The sequence below is a fragment of the Lactobacillus isalae genome (assembly GCF_947539375.1).
GTDB classification, from domain to species: Bacteria; Bacillota; Bacilli; order Lactobacillales; family Lactobacillaceae; genus Lactobacillus; species Lactobacillus isalae.
In genome coordinates this window covers 1,076,687-1,090,602 of record NZ_OX443569.1, presented here as the reverse complement: position 1 = coordinate 1,090,602, position 13,916 = coordinate 1,076,687, and the positions used below count along the sequence as shown (strand labels likewise).

The window sequence follows — 13,916 nt, the reverse complement described above, 5'->3', positions numbered from 1 at the left end:
ATGAAAAAAGTTTTAGCAGTAAATTCAGGTAGTTCATCATTTAAGTACAAATTATTTTCTCTTGATAATGAAGAAGTGATTGCTTCTGGTATGGCTGATCGTGTTGGATTGCCAGGATCTGTTTTTACAATGACATTAGCTGATGGTAGCCAACATGATGAGCAAAATGATATTGCTAATCAAGAAGAAGCCGTTCAAAAATTGCTTAGTTGGCTTAAGGAATACAATGTTATTGATTCTTTAGAAGATATTGCAGGTGTGGGTCATCGCGTTGTTGCTGGTGGTGAAGAATTCACTGATAGCACAGTTATTACCGAAGATAATCTTTGGAAAATCTACAACATGAGTGATTACGCTCCGTTGCATAACCCAGCTGAAGCTGACGGTATTTATGCTTTTATGAAAGTCTTGCCTAATGTTCCTGAAGTTGCTGTGTTTGACACTTCTTTCCATCAATCTTTAGATCCAGTTCAATATTTATATTCAGTACCTTACAAGTATTACGAAAAATTCCGTGCTAGAAAGTATGGCGCACATGGTACTTCTGCACGTTATGTTTCACGTCGCACTGCTGATCTATTAAAGAAGCCAGTAGAAGACTTAAAGATGGTTCTTTGCCACTTAGGTAGCGGTGCATCTATTACTGCAATTAAAGATGGAAAATCTTTTGACACTTCAATGGGTTTTAGTCCTGTAGCAGGAATTACCATGAGTACTCGAAGCGGTGATGTAGATCCATCTTTACTTCAATTCATTATGAAGAAGGGTAATATTACTAGTTTTAATGATGTGATTAAGATGTTGAACACTGAATCTGGTTTACTTGGTCTTTCAGGAATCTCACCAGATATGCGAGACATTGAAAAAGCCATTAAAAATGGTGATAAACAAGCTAAGCTAACTAAAGATATTTTTATTAATAGAATTGTACGCTACATTGGTGCATATATGACTGAAATGGGTGGTTTAGATGTTTTAGTCTTTACTGCTGGAATTGGCGAACATGATGCAAGTGTGAGAAAACAAATTATGGATGGACTCACTTGGCTTGGTCTTGAATATGATGAAGATGCTAATAAGGCTAACCATGAAGGAATTATTACTACTCCAAACTCCAAAATTACTGCTATGATTGTTCCAACAAACGAAGAATTGATGATTGCACGTGATGTTGTTCGTCTGGCTAAATTAGGTAAATAGCATTGAAAGCAAAGTTATAGCATTTTAACAGTGACTGTGATATCATTGAAGCATCTGGGGATGTTTTGGGATTCGACAGGCGTAGATTCGCGTTGACTGCGATTCGTAGGTCACGTCTACGTTAAAAACGTCACAGTTAAATTATAACTGCAAATAACGAAAATTCTTACGCAGTAGCTGCTTAGTCAGCCTGCGTGATCCAATGACGGATTGCTCGTGTCTGTCTGCGGGTCTTACCATTTAACGAGCTACGTTTAACTACTTACCTTAATAGTTAGAAATAAGATTCTTAGGTTAGTTTTGATAGTTTAGCCCTGTTATATGGCGTTTTATCAAAGCGAAATTTAAGTAATATAACTATGATCGTAGAAGTTAACGACGGAATACGTTTGGACAGGGGTTCAATTCCCCTCATCTCCATAGATAAGAATAAAAACCGCTCTATATCAACATTTAGAGTGGTTTTTATTTGTTTTTGATACAATTTTGATACAATAAACGATTTTTAAATATTTAATGAGTTCATATAACTTCTGATATTTTCCATGCCTTCTTGGGTGGCATGAGTATAATGTTCAGTCATTTCTATACTGTTATGACCCATAACTGCTTCCACGTCGGTTCTTTCTTGATTCTTATTGAGAGTAGCATAGGTGTGTCTAAAACCGTGTATGGTAATTTTTTTAAGGGATTTATCGGCATTATAAATTGCTTGTAACCATCTATCGGGTTTTGAAAGATTAACGTAATTATTACTAATGCCATGAAAAATTATAGGGCAAATAATTTTTTGCTGTTTTCGATATTCTTTAAGAACGCTAATCATATGTTCAGTAAGTGGAATTGGCCGATTTGAAGTTAAACTTTTAGGTGTTTGAACAATTAATTTATTATCTATTCCTAAAGCTAAAGTTTTTGTGATAGAAACAGTTTTGGCTTCCCAGTCAATATCGGACCAAGTTAAAGCTAATGCTTCGGATTTTCTAATTCCTGAAGTAGCTAGCAAGAGAAAATAAGTATAGCTACGATAATTTTGTTTTTCTGCAACTTTTAAAAATTGCTTTAATTGATCTAATGTATAGAAATTTTTTTGAATATTTCTACGACGTCTTTTTGTCTTTCGAGGAATAATAACTGCATTAACTGGATTATATATTTTTTGACAGTATCTTAATGCAGCCCCATAATCATAAATTTGACTAAATCGATTAATGACTTCTTTGTACTTAACTAAATTTTTATAAAGTGAGTTAACCCAAGACTGAAATTTGGCAGTATCAATTTGATCTATATAATCATTCCCAAACCATGGCTTGATATGCACCTTATAATTAATCGCTGTTTTATTAGCTGTAGATTGTTTAACAGTCTCTTTATAGGCTTCAAACCATACCTTATAAACTTCATCTACTGTATGTTGTTTAGGCTTAATGTAGCCTTTAACGCCTTTAGCGATAAGTTCATCATAAACTTCCTTAGCTTCATTATAAGTAGCAAATTTTCTTTTAGTGATTTGGATAGGTTGCTCGGTTACAGGATCTTTACCTAAATAAGCATGGAACATGTAACGAACATCACCATTTTTTAATTTATATTGTTTTATGTGTTTATCTCTTTTTGGCATAATAAAAAACCTCCTATTGTAGCCTAAATAGGAACTCTGCTACAATAAGAGGGCAGAGTCCTAGTTTATGGCTTTGTTAATCGAAAATATTTATGTTTTGAGCTATTGGCGTAGCTCATTTCCTTATCCCACTGATGTTGGCGCATCGGTGGGATTTTTGTTTTATCTGGCTTTTATCGTCTTCAAGATATGGGACAAAATTTATTTATTATTTTCTTTAAGTAATTTGATTATTTCATCATTTTGCTTAATTAAACGATCATTTTGACGAATCTGCATCCAATTTTGAGCTTCTAAAACTAGCTGTTCTGCATAAATGGTTCTAATACCAGCGTCTTGAAATTGAGGAATTGTTCCTTTAGCAGCTGAAGCAATAGCAACTTGATTCATTGCCTCTTCATTTTCATCAGTGTAAAGATCTTGTAAGTGATTCTCACTTATATATTTTTTAATTTCTTTTTCCCATGCTAAAACTTCCATATCTTTTTTTGGCTGTTTATTTTGAGTTTTTTTATTAAATAATCCCAATTTTAATTCTCCTTAATTTCTTTTATATTTTTAAAATCATTCTCTGAAAGACAAGAAAGATCATGTAATTGATGTTTCTTATACTCAGTCATTGCTTTAGCTATGTCTTTTTCGGTAAATGTTTTATTGTACAGATATGACATGACTTTAGACTTAGTTGCTTCTCTAGTAATTAGGACAATATCATAATACCTTTTTTCTTTTCGATATAATATTCCTAATTTATCAATAGCATGAGGCATTAAATATATTAATTTTAACCATTCTTTTTCGGCTTTATCCCATTGTCCTAACCGATAAGATAATAGTCCTTTTTCAAATCGTGGAAGGATATAGTCTAATAACATATCTTGTTGTAAAGTGCCTGGATCCATATATTTTAATAATTCTGGATTGCTCTGAGATTTATCCTGAATTAATATAAGTGAATCATAAGTAGAAACAATTTGCTTATCGGTAGAAACTGGATATCCTGTTTCTACATTTACACGCTTTTTTCCTAATACCTTTATTTTTATTGAAGTGATATAACTAGGTAAATCGCTTTTTAATGTAGCTCCAACATATGAATAATAGGGACTACTGCTCTGTGCTGTACTACTTTTTATATGTGAACTACGTTTTGTTTTAAGTAACAATTTAACTTTGTTATGTGCTTGTTGTAAGCAAGAATTAATATCTTCTTTAAATTGTTCATTAGAAAAGGGATCAGGTATAAGAATACTTTGAGCCTTATCTCTAATAGAAATATTTGAAAAATGTAGTTCTTTTTTAGGCATTGTATCAGGATTATTAAAATTGCAAGGGAAAGTTTTTTCTCCAAATTTCTCTTTTAAAACTTCAACTAATTTATCATTAAAAATATCGGGATATGCCTTAATGTATCGCTTATTAGTAAAGCCAACTTGACGTGCACATTTAATTAAATCTATTGTAGATAGTTTTTGTTGAATAATAATTTTAAGTTCAATAAGACATTTATCTAAATTTAAATTCGAAATAATATCTTTTTGATCAAGTTGAAAATAAACATAAGCAATTGAGGCGGAAGCATAATATTTAAAAGAATCATTATCAGTTAAATTAATTAAACGTGATAAAAGAGAAACACACTCATCTACTTTTTGGTGATTAACTATATGTCGTTCAATACAATTTAATAAAATAAAGAAATATCCTATATCTGCATCTGAAGGGAGATTGTCTGATAACCACTTTAAATATCCGTTTCGTTGTGCGGGCGTAGCATTAGATAATGATGGATAATATCCTAATTTTTGTGGTAAATGTGTTGAAATTGACCACTTCATAGAAATAGCAGATGGTTCGTTTCTTTGAAGATCAATATTTTTATACTTGCCATCAGTGAAATACAGTAATGTAAAAATATCATCGTCAATTTTATATGAATGATGTGAAATTTTAATAATATTATTTTCTAATTCTGAATGTGAATATGAGGTAGCAGAATCATTTCCTATGATATTTCTACCTAGAATTATGTCTATAAAATGTTTAATTTTTTCTTTCATCTGTATACCTACTACAACGATTTTAAATATTTAACAACCCAATCTTTATAAGATGGAGGAATGCAATAATACATCATAAAATTATCTACATTCCATTCTTCTTTAGGAATATTCTCAAAATAATAATTGGCAAGAATTTTAATACCTGTTTTATGGGCATTTACTTCTATAGGGGATGAACTACTATCACCACAATAATAAAATTTTCCTTTATCTCCATTAAAAATATGGCCAATTTCATGAGCTATTTCTAACGGTAAACCTTCTTCGTCATTATTAAGATTAATGACCATTTTTCGGTTAGTAGTATTGCAACAAGAAGGGGTGCCAGGATGAAGTAAGTGAGTAGCTTCAAATTGAATATTGTGAGCCATCGCAAAATTAAATAAATAAGTAACTGTTAAATTATTCATCATCGTTTTTAAGCAACCTTCTTATAATCTTTAAGTCTTCTGGAGGGATAGGCCTGCCTTGGAAAGTAAAAATAGTGTCATCATCATCTAAATCAGCTTGAACAGTACTTTCCTTACTGTTCGTATCTGATAATAAATCATTAGGTTCAACGTGAAGAACATCAGCAATTTTGTTTAATGTTTTCATACTTGGATTAGTACCATCCTTATACTGATAAATCATATTTTTACTTAATCCAGCAGCTAATGCGACTTTTTGTAAAGATAATCCTCTTAATTTCGCATATTTTTTTATTCTCTCGAATGTTGTCATACCAACGATCCTCTCAATCGTTGACAAAATAATTATAATTTTACTGTAAAAAATACTTGCATAATTACAGTACAGCTGTTAATATAAATATCGTCAACGAGTTAATAAACAAATTGATTTACAAGTTAATAAATTAAATAAGCTTAATAAAAAAGGTGTGTATTGTTTTTACGCTTATTTATTATACATTTAATTTACAGCTATACTGTGAAAATGTCAATGATTTTTATAACAAATAAATTAACAAGTTAATTAACTTATTGAACATCAACTATATCGAGGTGAATAAAATGCCGATTGAAGAACATTTAGAGAGTGCTTCAAGAGAAATTGAAGTAGAAATAAAAACTGCACTAATGAAAAAAGGCTGGACTCAAGCTGACTTAGCTAAGAGATTAAATATTAGTCGACAACAGCTTAATCAAGCTGTAAAAGGAAGCAATTCTAAACGTGCTAAAGAAATCCGAGAAACGGTTTATGAGTTATTAGGAATGGAGTGATCTCATGGAGGCTATAGAAAAAGCTAATGGATTAGTGAGCGAAGCATTTGAATTAGTTTATCAAGATGCTAAATCAAAAGCTCCGAAATTAAAAAATCCAATGTATGGATATTTTAATAAAACAAAAGCTTCAGTTTACCTAGGAATTAGTCGAACCACGTTTGATGTTTGGCTAAAAAAATATCAAATTCCCTACACAATGATTGATGGAATTCGTAGATATGCCAAAAAGGATTTAGATAAATTTATGGAGGAACATAAGCGATGAGTAAGTGGATTAATTACAAAATTAATAAATTTATGGGCACTGATTTCACTATTAGAGAAACAGAAATCTTGAGTTTAGGCAGTGTTATCACAGCCTTAATGATTTTTACATTCATCATGTACACAGCAATTTTTCCAAACATTTAAGGAGTAAAGATGCTTAGTAAAACTACTATTAATAACTTAATTGCAAATAGCAATGCAATTACAGACGGACAAAAAAAGCCGTTACCTGCGCCAACAGATAACGACCAACAAAGTAAATATATTTATACAAGAGGATTATAACATGAATGTTTTCGATATTAACAACGCCATTGAAGAATTAGAACAAAAAGATTTAGATCCAGAGGTTCTAGTAGATACCATTGAAAGTTTAAAGCTCACTAGAGATCAGAAACTTGATGGTGCAGCTGGACTATCTGACAAATATGATAGCCAAATAAACTGGGCTAAAGAACGAATGACTGAACTTAGAGAATTCATAAAAGTATTAACCAATAAGAAGAACCGTCTTAATCAATTCATCACTGACGCAATGGATGATGCTGGATTAAAAGAGTTACAAACTGAACATCATATCTTAAAGCCACGAAATTATCGTGATTCTGTGATTGTTGAAGAAATTAAAAAGCTACCGATTGATTATGTCGTGGAAGAAAAGACTATTAAAGCAGATAAGAAGAAACTTTATGAAGACCTTAAGGCTGGTAAAGAAATTACCGGTGCACATTTAAAAGCTAATAGAAAGACATTGATTAAGTAAGAGAGGTAAAAAAATTATGTTTGAAAAAGAATTGAAATTAGATACAGAAGATAAGAAACATTTACAAAAACACTTTGATGACATCTTAAATGGCAAAGTTAAGAATTTCGTGATTTTAGGTTTGAACGATGAAACAGGAGAAGTTGTAAATCATGAATCAGGTCACAGAATTATTCTCAATGGTTTATTGCACGATGCCGTAAGAGGTAATGACTATCATGATAATGAAATGGATAAGAATGAGAGCATTAGTGGTCTAATGAATAAGCTTTTCAGTAATGGTAACTAAATGTACGAATTAAGACCATATCAAACAGATTTAATTAATAAAATTGTCGATTCGATGAAGAAAAAGCATCGTGTAATTATCGTTCAAAGCCCACCTCGAACAGGTAAGACAGTGAGTAATGGCTGAGATTGCCAGGAGAACTACTGAAAATAATAACCGTGTAATGTTCTTGATTCATCGTAAAGAAGTCCTTGATCAAGCTGTTAAGACTTTCAAGAAACAGAAAGTTAATTCTAATTTACTAACTGCAGGCATGGTTCAAACTCTTACGAGAAGAGTTAAAAAATTACCAAGGCCTAGCGTGATCCTAGTTGATGAAGCACATCATGCTTTAGCTAAGTCATATCAAAATATTTTGAATAGGTTTCCTAACGCAATTATTTTGCTTTTCACGGCTACGCCTCACAGAACTGGACGACAACAATTAGATCAGATTGCAGATGATATTATTGTTGGCCAGTCTATCCATGATTTAACAGAAAAAGGTTTCCTAGCCCCGCTTAGATATTTTCAACCTCCAGGTGATTTTGATGAAAAAGCATTAAAGCGTGGAAGTACTGGGGATTATACAGCAGAATCCATGCAAGAAGCGATGTCTACTAAAATATTTGGTCACATTGTTAAGCAATACAAAAGAATAGCATATGGTAAACAAGCGGTTGTTTATACATATTCAGTTGATTCGGCTATCAAAATAGCTACTGAATTTAATTCTGCAGGGATTTCAGCAATTGAAGTAGATGGAACGACTTCAAAAGAAAAACGTGATAGAGCGGTGTGTAAGTTTCGAGATCAAGAAATTAAGATACTGGTTAACGTTAATTTATTCACTGAAGGTGTGGACCTACCTAATGTTGATTGTGTCATTATGGCACGTCCTACAGCATCACTCGCATTATACCTCCAGTTTTCGATGAGGTGTTTAAATCCACGTGAAGGCAAGACGGCCATCATCATTGACCACGCCAATAACTTTAAAAAATTTGGTTATCCTGATGATGACCGGGATTGGAAGCAAGCAATTAAATCTGGAAAACAAAAGAGTAAAACATTGCTTAAAGATCCAGGATTATCAATTGTTACTTGTGATTACTGCTTTGCAGTCGTAAGAGCAGCAGACGTTAAGGATGGTAAATGCCCAATTTGTGGCAAACCAATTAAAGTGCATGAAGCTAAACCTATAAGTGATGTTGATTTAGTTGAAGCAACAAAAGCTAGAAAAGAACACATCAAGAAGATTATTCAAGATCAAGTAATGACTAATGTAGTTGATAAATCGGTTAGTGAACTGAAGTCAATGAGCGAATTAGTAGCATACGGTAAATTACATGGCTACAAACCGGGGTGGGCATATTTTATGGCCAAGAAGAAAGGGATATTTAAATAATGGCTGCTAAAAATGTTAATAAAAATGTTGAAAAAGTTATTGAAGATATACGGAATTTTGATAAACAAATCGAATCAAATTGGAGTCCTACTATCGAAATTAAGAAGTATCTATCAGTTACTGGAACATCATATTTAACACTAAAAATTAATTACAATGCAGATTAAGAAGGAGATTTTACATGAAAGTTAAAATTATGCACCAAGTAGATTGGCGTGGCTGGGATGATCGAAAAGGGAAAGTACCTCTTTTAGAAGATCAGGTTAATGAGTTTATAGCCGATAAAAAAATAATTGATATTAAATATTCTAACTCCATATCAATGGCAGCAAACCAAGAGATGTCTGACACTGATCATGATGAAAGTGTATTAATTATCTATGATGAGAAACCAAGCACGATCAAACAAAAAACCTTTGAATATGTTTCAAATGATTCAGAAATTAACGATTTTACTAAAAAACATGATGTTATCAAGATAGAGCATTTTGGAGCTTTAGATGACGTAACGACCATTATTACTTATAAGGAGGACAACTAAATGATTCAATTACCAAAAGTAGCAACCCTAAAGCCTAAATCACAACCCCACAACTTCTTTATTTGGGGTGAAACGATGTCTGGAAAATCTTATTTTTCAAGTTATTTTCCTAATCCATTAGTTTTAAATACCGATGGAAATAGTGAACAAGGCCAAGCTCCAGGTATTCAGATTCGCAATATTCGGGATGCAAACGGAAAATTACAACAATCAGCAATTCAACAGCTTGATGATATTGTTACAGCACTTCAAGTTGAAAATCCCAAACGACAACCTAAGGATCAATTTCAAACAATTGTCATTGATGTTATTGATGATATTTGTGTAATGATTGAGCAAGCCATCTGCATTAATGAAGGCGTACAAGCTTTATCTGATATACCTTGGAGTAAAGGATATGCCATGTTTAATTCAGTGCTTCAACAATTTGTAATGGATTTAAAGGCATTGCCTATGAATGTTATCTACATTAGTCGTGAAATTAGTATTACTGATGAAAAAAGTAACATTACCACTTATAAGCAATCACTGAAAGATAAGTACTACAACGTAATTAATGGTAATTGTGATTTAGTAATTAGAACTTCAAAAGTTGGAGCTGGTCAAAATATCCATTACATGCGTGAAGTGAAAGCAGCCAGAACTAAGTATTTACCAGAAAACATTACTAACAAACGAGTATTAGATCTATTGCTTACTTGTCAGGGAATGTTTAGTGATGAAGTTTTAAAGCAATATAAGGAAAACAAAAAGAAGGAGAATAAATAATGGGTTTATTAGAAGCGTTAAATAAGGTTAAAAGTGAAAAATTTGATCCTAAGAAAGATGATATCAACTCAGGATTTCAACCAATTCCAGACGGTACATATACTGTTACTTTAAGTGGGGTTAACCACGGTGTTTGGCAAAAATCGGGAACTGACTATATTAGATTCAGTTTTGACGTAGTTACTGGAGAACAAGCTGGTCGTCAAGAACATATCACACCAACTCTTGCATCAAAAAAGACAAATGGTGAAAAAATGTCTGAATCGACACTTACTCGAAGTATTAAAATGGTTCAAAAAATTGGTGCAATGGTTGGCTTTGATGTTCCAGATAAAGTTTTTCTTGGTGCGAATGAAAGTGAAAACTATGAAGCAATTCAAGAGGCTTTTCACAATGCTGGTGTCATTGGAAAACTACTTAAACTAACTATCAAAAGTAGTCCCAATAAAAAAGATCCAGATCATCCTTGGAGAAATTATAAATTTGATACAGCTGAGCAACCTACTACAGCTAATGTAGAAGATCCATTTAAAGATGCAGCTGGTGGCATGACTATAACTGATGATGATTTACCATTCGAATAACTTAGGAGGAACTAAACAATGCATATTAATAATAGGCCACATTCTAAAGTCTTGGTAAGTATGGGAATTGAAGTCATTCCAATTTATGTAGAAGAACCTGTAGATGTAATTGAACGTGAATTAAAAAGTTCACACCAATTAGATTTCTTAATTTTCAACGTAGCAATGTTACGTGATAATCAAGATTTAAGATGGACCCCTAATTGTGATCAAGAAATTACTTATGTTGAATGGCATGTAAGAAAGAACCAAGTAAGAGGTTTTCTAAAAAGATTAAGTCCTAAAAAAGCAAAGTATTCAAATGCTCAAGGTTGGGGAGAAGGAGAATAATTATGAATATTAAATATCCAAAAACAGAAATTATGGTTGTCTTAGGTAGTAAAGTTTATCCACTATATACTAGTCTTTCCGTTAACGAAGTACATGATCATATGTGTAAAGCACACCGAGAAGATTTTTTGATTTTCCCTACTGCTATTAATAAAGAACATGGTAATGGCTTATGGTATCCAGGATGTGGAACAGATCCAATTTGGACAGATTGGGAAGTTAAGAAAAATACAATTAAATCAATTATTAGATTACCAGAACCTAAAGTAAAAATTGATTATAATGTTGATTCTAATGACTATGAATTCTAACTATGTTAGTTAACTTAGTAAATTATGCTGTGAGCTATGCGGAAAAAGGATTTTCAGTTATTCCAATTGGTCAGAGTAAGAAACCGTTAATCAAGTTTGCAGGAAAGCCACCGCTTACTCCTGATGAAATAAGGAAAATATGGCAGAAATATCCTTTAGCAAATATTGCACTGAAAACAGATAAGTTCTTTGTAATTGATGTTGACCGTCATTCTGGTGAAGTTGATGGTATGGAATCAATCAAGAATCTACACCATGATGAATGGTTTAAAGATACTCTCACTGAAAAGACAGCGCATAAAGGTTTTCATTTTTTCTTTACAAAACCAAAGGATATGAAGATCAGTCAAAATATCGGGATTCTGCCAAGTGTAGATCTTAAAGCTCACGAAAATAATTATGTTGTTGTAGCTCCATCTTCATTAGGAGATAAAAAATATCGTTGGCTTAATAATATGCCGATGAAAGCACCCCCGCAGGGGTTGCTTGACCTGATTAAAGAAAAACAAAAAGATATTCCACCAACTAAGGTAGCTGAGGTTCTACTTGGTATGCGTAGGCGGACAAAGACGACAGATCTTTTTGAAACTATTATTCAAGGCTTTGGTGACAAAGGAAAACGCAATGATAATCTGGCTAGTTTTATGGGCGGATTGCTTATGCGCAATGTTGATCCTTATGCAGCTGCTAAATTAGCTGTGATTGCCAACGATAATACGGCCGATCCACTGCCACTGAATGAAGTTGAACGCACCGTTAACTCGATGATCGAAAAAGAAAATAGAAAGAGGGGAAACCAGTGACAGAAGATAAAAAAGTTCTCAATTTAAATAAAAAGGAAGCCGATAAACTTAAAAATAGTGAGAATAAAAAATCAATTTTTGAAACAACAAAAGATGGTGGCTTACGTACAACATCTGTTAAAAACATTGTCCTAATTCTTAAAACAGATTCTAACTTGAAGGATTTATTTAGATTTAATGAATTTACTAGAGAAATAGATGTGGTAAGGGATGCGAAAATTGAAACACCATTAGGCTTGATTACCATTACTAGGGGGCAATATACCGATCAAGCAATTAATTCTGTTGAGCTTTATATTGAATCTTCAAAAAAATATGGTGGTGTAAGTTTTAAAAATCAAGTAATTGATCAAGCTATTACGAATGTGGCTTACATGAACTCATATAATCCTGTAATTGACTATATGAATGAGGCTTATAGTAAATGGGATAAGAAACAACGATTGGATAATTTATTTTGTAAATTATTTAGGAGCCGTTCATGATGAAACAACAGCTCTAATCACTGAACTATGGTTCATGGGTGCGGTTGCTAAAGCCTATAATCCTAAAACTAAATTTGATTTTGTTCTGGATTTAGTTGGTGGTCAAGGTGTAGGTAAAACATCCCTTTTACAAAAATTAGCTCCATTAGGCTTATATACCGATCAATTTAATACTTTTAGTAATAAAGATGACTTCGAAGTTATGAAAAATGCTTTGATTGTCAACGATGATGAAATGACTGCAAGTAATTCTGCTAGCTTTGAAGAAATAAAAAAATTCATCACTATGCAAAGCTTTGAATATCGAAAAGCTTATGCACGTAAATCAGAAACTTTCTTAAAGAAATTTGTTTTAGCAAGAACAACCAATGAAGTCCGTCACTTAAAAGACCGTAGTGGTGACCGTAGATTTATTTCAATTTTCGCTAATGGAAAACGTCAAACAAAATCACCGATTACAGATTTATCGGATGAGTACGTAAAACAAGTATGGGGCGAAGCAGTTCATCTATATAAGAGTATTAAAGATCCATTCTTACTTACTGAACATCAACAAGAATTACTTGAAGAAAACAGAAAGCAATTTCGTTATACTTCGGGTCTTGAAGATGAACTTAATACTGTGCTTGAAAATGAATTTAAAAATGCTGATTTTATTTCAAACAATGATTTAGCTTTCAAACTGTTTGCAGATGAAAATGCGTTAAGTAGAAACACGAAAGAAACTCGTGATATTCGTTATTACATGGAACATTTAGGATACGAAGTTGGTGCCCGAAAGAAAATTAATGGAAAAGCTATTAGAGGATTCCAAAAGTAGTGACAGTAATGTTAGTTAAGTGACAGTTACTGTCACCTTTCAAAACACTGATATAGTGCATGGTTAAGTCAGTTGGTGACACTACTACAGTAAATATCTAATAAAAGTAAATAAATAATATATATAAATATATAGGGGTATAGAGCCTATAAAAAGTTTTTTTAAAGTTACTGTCACTTTTTGACATTTAAAGCTTTAAATCTCTTGTGGCTGTAAGAGTTAATTAAGGTGACAGTTAATCTTTTTACTGTACCCCGACTGTCACTTTTTCGAGGGAAAATTATGAACATGAAAATGACGGTGAATGATACAAAAGTGATACTAGGTTTTCTATTATTTATCTCATTGATATGGGCTGGATATAATTCTGAACATTCAGATAATAAAAGCTTACAAACAGTAACATCATTTTGGTTAGGTTCAATAGTATTCATGCTTATGTTTTATATAGTTTT

At 32.4% G+C, this 13,916-nt stretch carries 22 protein-coding genes and 1 other RNA gene; 18 read left to right on the top strand and 5 right to left on the bottom strand.

What is annotated here, in order from left to right; genetic code table 11:
* A complete protein-coding gene (locus QM512_RS05345) occupies nucleotides 1-1,200 on the top strand; it encodes an acetate/propionate family kinase (RefSeq protein WP_282804765.1) in 1,200 nt (399 codons plus the stop codon).
* A gap of 56 nt (nucleotides 1,201-1,256) precedes the next feature.
* Nucleotides 1,257-1,623: a transfer-messenger RNA gene (gene ssrA / locus QM512_RS05340) on the top strand.
* An 82-nt stretch (nucleotides 1,624-1,705) separates the two neighbouring features.
* On the opposite strand, the gene QM512_RS05335 is transcribed toward ssrA, so the two are convergent.
* From QM512_RS05335 to QM512_RS05315, 5 genes are all read right to left on the bottom strand, one after another.
* Nucleotides 1,706-2,824, bottom strand: a complete 1,119-nt coding sequence (locus tag QM512_RS05335; RefSeq protein ID WP_135352311.1) for a tyrosine-type recombinase/integrase — start codon at nucleotides 2,822-2,824, stop codon at nucleotides 1,706-1,708.
* Nucleotides 2,825-3,025: 201 nt separating this feature from the next.
* Nucleotides 3,026-3,352 (bottom strand): hypothetical protein, encoded by a 327-nt coding sequence (locus tag QM512_RS05330; RefSeq protein ID WP_188884601.1) that lies wholly within the window; start codon nucleotides 3,350-3,352, stop codon nucleotides 3,026-3,028.
* A 2-nt stretch (nucleotides 3,353-3,354) separates the two neighbouring features.
* Entirely contained in the window at nucleotides 3,355-4,884 is a 1,530-nt protein-coding gene (locus QM512_RS05325) for a TerB N-terminal domain-containing protein (RefSeq protein ID WP_282804764.1), read from the bottom strand.
* An 11-nt stretch (nucleotides 4,885-4,895) separates the two neighbouring features.
* Nucleotides 4,896-5,300: a hypothetical protein gene (locus tag QM512_RS05320; RefSeq protein ID WP_282804763.1), complete on the bottom strand. Its 405-nt coding sequence runs from the start codon at nucleotides 5,298-5,300 to the stop codon at nucleotides 4,896-4,898.
* Nucleotides 5,290-5,610, bottom strand: coding sequence for a helix-turn-helix domain-containing protein (locus QM512_RS05315; RefSeq protein WP_282804762.1), 321 nt, complete (start codon nucleotides 5,608-5,610; stop codon nucleotides 5,290-5,292). The genes QM512_RS05320 and QM512_RS05315 overlap by 11 nt, the downstream gene beginning before the upstream one ends.
* Nucleotides 5,611-5,900: 290 nt before the next feature.
* Between QM512_RS05315 and QM512_RS05310 the strand changes: the two genes are divergently transcribed.
* The 16 genes from QM512_RS05310 to QM512_RS05235 all read left to right on the top strand — a co-directional run bounded on the left by QM512_RS05310 (nucleotide 5,901) and on the right by QM512_RS05235 (nucleotide 13,461).
* Nucleotides 5,901-6,110: a helix-turn-helix domain-containing protein gene (locus tag QM512_RS05310; protein ID WP_282804761.1), complete on the top strand. Its 210-nt coding sequence runs from the start codon at nucleotides 5,901-5,903 to the stop codon at nucleotides 6,108-6,110.
* 4 nt (nucleotides 6,111-6,114) lie between these two features.
* A complete protein-coding gene (locus tag QM512_RS05305; protein WP_282804760.1) occupies nucleotides 6,115-6,378 on the top strand; it encodes a helix-turn-helix domain-containing protein in 264 nt (87 codons plus the stop codon).
* On the top strand, nucleotides 6,375-6,524 hold the full coding sequence (locus QM512_RS05300; RefSeq protein ID WP_188884606.1) for a hypothetical protein: 150 nt from the start codon (nucleotides 6,375-6,377) through the stop codon (nucleotides 6,522-6,524). The genes QM512_RS05305 and QM512_RS05300 overlap by 4 nt, the downstream gene beginning before the upstream one ends.
* A 142-nt stretch (nucleotides 6,525-6,666) precedes the next feature.
* On the top strand, nucleotides 6,667-7,143 hold the full coding sequence (locus tag QM512_RS05295; protein ID WP_282804759.1) for a siphovirus Gp157 family protein: 477 nt from the start codon (nucleotides 6,667-6,669) through the stop codon (nucleotides 7,141-7,143).
* 16 nt (nucleotides 7,144-7,159) lie between these two features.
* Nucleotides 7,160-7,432: a hypothetical protein gene (locus tag QM512_RS05290; protein WP_282804758.1), complete on the top strand. Its 273-nt coding sequence runs from the start codon at nucleotides 7,160-7,162 to the stop codon at nucleotides 7,430-7,432.
* Nucleotides 7,433-7,558: a DEAD/DEAH box helicase family protein gene (locus QM512_RS05285; protein ID WP_262975501.1), complete on the top strand. Its 126-nt coding sequence runs from the start codon at nucleotides 7,433-7,435 to the stop codon at nucleotides 7,556-7,558.
* Nucleotides 7,551-8,819, top strand: a complete 1,269-nt coding sequence (locus tag QM512_RS05280) for a DEAD/DEAH box helicase (RefSeq protein WP_282804757.1) — start codon at nucleotides 7,551-7,553, stop codon at nucleotides 8,817-8,819. Before QM512_RS05285 ends, QM512_RS05280 begins: the two co-directional genes overlap by 8 nt.
* A complete protein-coding gene (locus QM512_RS05275; RefSeq protein WP_282804756.1) occupies nucleotides 8,819-8,986 on the top strand; it encodes a hypothetical protein in 168 nt (55 codons plus the stop codon). Before QM512_RS05280 ends, QM512_RS05275 begins: the two co-directional genes overlap by 1 nt.
* A gap of 14 nt (nucleotides 8,987-9,000) precedes the next feature.
* A complete protein-coding gene (locus QM512_RS05270; RefSeq protein WP_282804755.1) occupies nucleotides 9,001-9,360 on the top strand; it encodes a hypothetical protein in 360 nt (119 codons plus the stop codon).
* Nucleotides 9,361-10,128, top strand: coding sequence for an AAA family ATPase (locus QM512_RS05265; protein WP_282804754.1), 768 nt, complete (start codon nucleotides 9,361-9,363; stop codon nucleotides 10,126-10,128).
* Nucleotides 10,128-10,712: a DUF669 domain-containing protein gene (locus QM512_RS05260; RefSeq protein ID WP_282804753.1), complete on the top strand. Its 585-nt coding sequence runs from the start codon at nucleotides 10,128-10,130 to the stop codon at nucleotides 10,710-10,712. Before QM512_RS05265 ends, QM512_RS05260 begins: the two co-directional genes overlap by 1 nt.
* A gap of 18 nt (nucleotides 10,713-10,730) precedes the next feature.
* Nucleotides 10,731-11,042: a hypothetical protein gene (locus QM512_RS05255; protein ID WP_282804752.1), complete on the top strand. Its 312-nt coding sequence runs from the start codon at nucleotides 10,731-10,733 to the stop codon at nucleotides 11,040-11,042.
* Between the two features lie 2 nt (nucleotides 11,043-11,044).
* Nucleotides 11,045-11,353: a hypothetical protein gene (locus QM512_RS05250; RefSeq protein ID WP_282804751.1), complete on the top strand. Its 309-nt coding sequence runs from the start codon at nucleotides 11,045-11,047 to the stop codon at nucleotides 11,351-11,353.
* Between the two features lie 2 nt (nucleotides 11,354-11,355).
* Nucleotides 11,356-12,156, top strand: a complete 801-nt coding sequence (locus tag QM512_RS05245; protein WP_282804750.1) for a bifunctional DNA primase/polymerase — start codon at nucleotides 11,356-11,358, stop codon at nucleotides 12,154-12,156.
* On the top strand, nucleotides 12,153-12,641 hold the full coding sequence (locus QM512_RS05240) for a hypothetical protein (RefSeq protein WP_282804749.1): 489 nt from the start codon (nucleotides 12,153-12,155) through the stop codon (nucleotides 12,639-12,641). The genes QM512_RS05245 and QM512_RS05240 overlap by 4 nt, the downstream gene beginning before the upstream one ends.
* Nucleotides 12,565-13,461 (top strand): VapE domain-containing protein, encoded by an 897-nt coding sequence (locus tag QM512_RS05235; RefSeq protein WP_282804748.1) that lies wholly within the window; start codon nucleotides 12,565-12,567, stop codon nucleotides 13,459-13,461. Before QM512_RS05240 ends, QM512_RS05235 begins: the two co-directional genes overlap by 77 nt.
* The last annotated feature ends 455 nt before the right edge of the window (nucleotides 13,462-13,916 follow it).

Excerpts from the sequence above, each read along its gene's own strand:
- QM512_RS05345 (WP_282804765.1), top strand. The coding sequence starts at position 1 with ATGAAAAAAGTTTTAGCAGTAAATTCAGGTAGTTCATCATTTAAGTAC.
- QM512_RS05335 (WP_135352311.1), bottom strand. The coding sequence starts at position 2,824 with ATGCCAAAAAGAGATAAACACATAAAACAATATAAATTAAAAAATGGT.
- QM512_RS05325 (WP_282804764.1), bottom strand. The coding sequence starts at position 4,884 with ATGAAAGAAAAAATTAAACATTTTATAGACATAATTCTAGGTAGAAAT.
- QM512_RS05320 (WP_282804763.1), bottom strand. The coding sequence starts at position 5,300 with ATGATGAATAATTTAACAGTTACTTATTTATTTAATTTTGCGATGGCT.
- QM512_RS05315 (WP_282804762.1), bottom strand. The coding sequence starts at position 5,610 with ATGACAACATTCGAGAGAATAAAAAAATATGCGAAATTAAGAGGATTA.
- QM512_RS05310 (WP_282804761.1), top strand. The coding sequence starts at position 5,901 with ATGCCGATTGAAGAACATTTAGAGAGTGCTTCAAGAGAAATTGAAGTA.
- QM512_RS05305 (WP_282804760.1), top strand. The coding sequence starts at position 6,115 with ATGGAGGCTATAGAAAAAGCTAATGGATTAGTGAGCGAAGCATTTGAA.
- QM512_RS05300 (WP_188884606.1), top strand. The coding sequence starts at position 6,375 with ATGAGTAAGTGGATTAATTACAAAATTAATAAATTTATGGGCACTGAT.
- QM512_RS05295 (WP_282804759.1), top strand. The coding sequence starts at position 6,667 with ATGAATGTTTTCGATATTAACAACGCCATTGAAGAATTAGAACAAAAA.
- QM512_RS05290 (WP_282804758.1), top strand. The coding sequence starts at position 7,160 with ATGTTTGAAAAAGAATTGAAATTAGATACAGAAGATAAGAAACATTTA.
- QM512_RS05285 (WP_262975501.1), top strand. The coding sequence starts at position 7,433 with ATGTACGAATTAAGACCATATCAAACAGATTTAATTAATAAAATTGTC.
- QM512_RS05280 (WP_282804757.1), top strand. The coding sequence starts at position 7,551 with ATGGCTGAGATTGCCAGGAGAACTACTGAAAATAATAACCGTGTAATG.
- QM512_RS05275 (WP_282804756.1), top strand. The coding sequence starts at position 8,819 with ATGGCTGCTAAAAATGTTAATAAAAATGTTGAAAAAGTTATTGAAGAT.
- QM512_RS05270 (WP_282804755.1), top strand. The coding sequence starts at position 9,001 with ATGAAAGTTAAAATTATGCACCAAGTAGATTGGCGTGGCTGGGATGAT.
- QM512_RS05265 (WP_282804754.1), top strand. The coding sequence starts at position 9,361 with ATGATTCAATTACCAAAAGTAGCAACCCTAAAGCCTAAATCACAACCC.
- QM512_RS05260 (WP_282804753.1), top strand. The coding sequence starts at position 10,128 with ATGGGTTTATTAGAAGCGTTAAATAAGGTTAAAAGTGAAAAATTTGAT.
- QM512_RS05255 (WP_282804752.1), top strand. The coding sequence starts at position 10,731 with ATGCATATTAATAATAGGCCACATTCTAAAGTCTTGGTAAGTATGGGA.
- QM512_RS05250 (WP_282804751.1), top strand. The coding sequence starts at position 11,045 with ATGAATATTAAATATCCAAAAACAGAAATTATGGTTGTCTTAGGTAGT.
- QM512_RS05245 (WP_282804750.1), top strand. The coding sequence starts at position 11,356 with ATGTTAGTTAACTTAGTAAATTATGCTGTGAGCTATGCGGAAAAAGGA.
- QM512_RS05235 (WP_282804748.1), top strand. The coding sequence starts at position 12,565 with ATGAGGCTTATAGTAAATGGGATAAGAAACAACGATTGGATAATTTAT.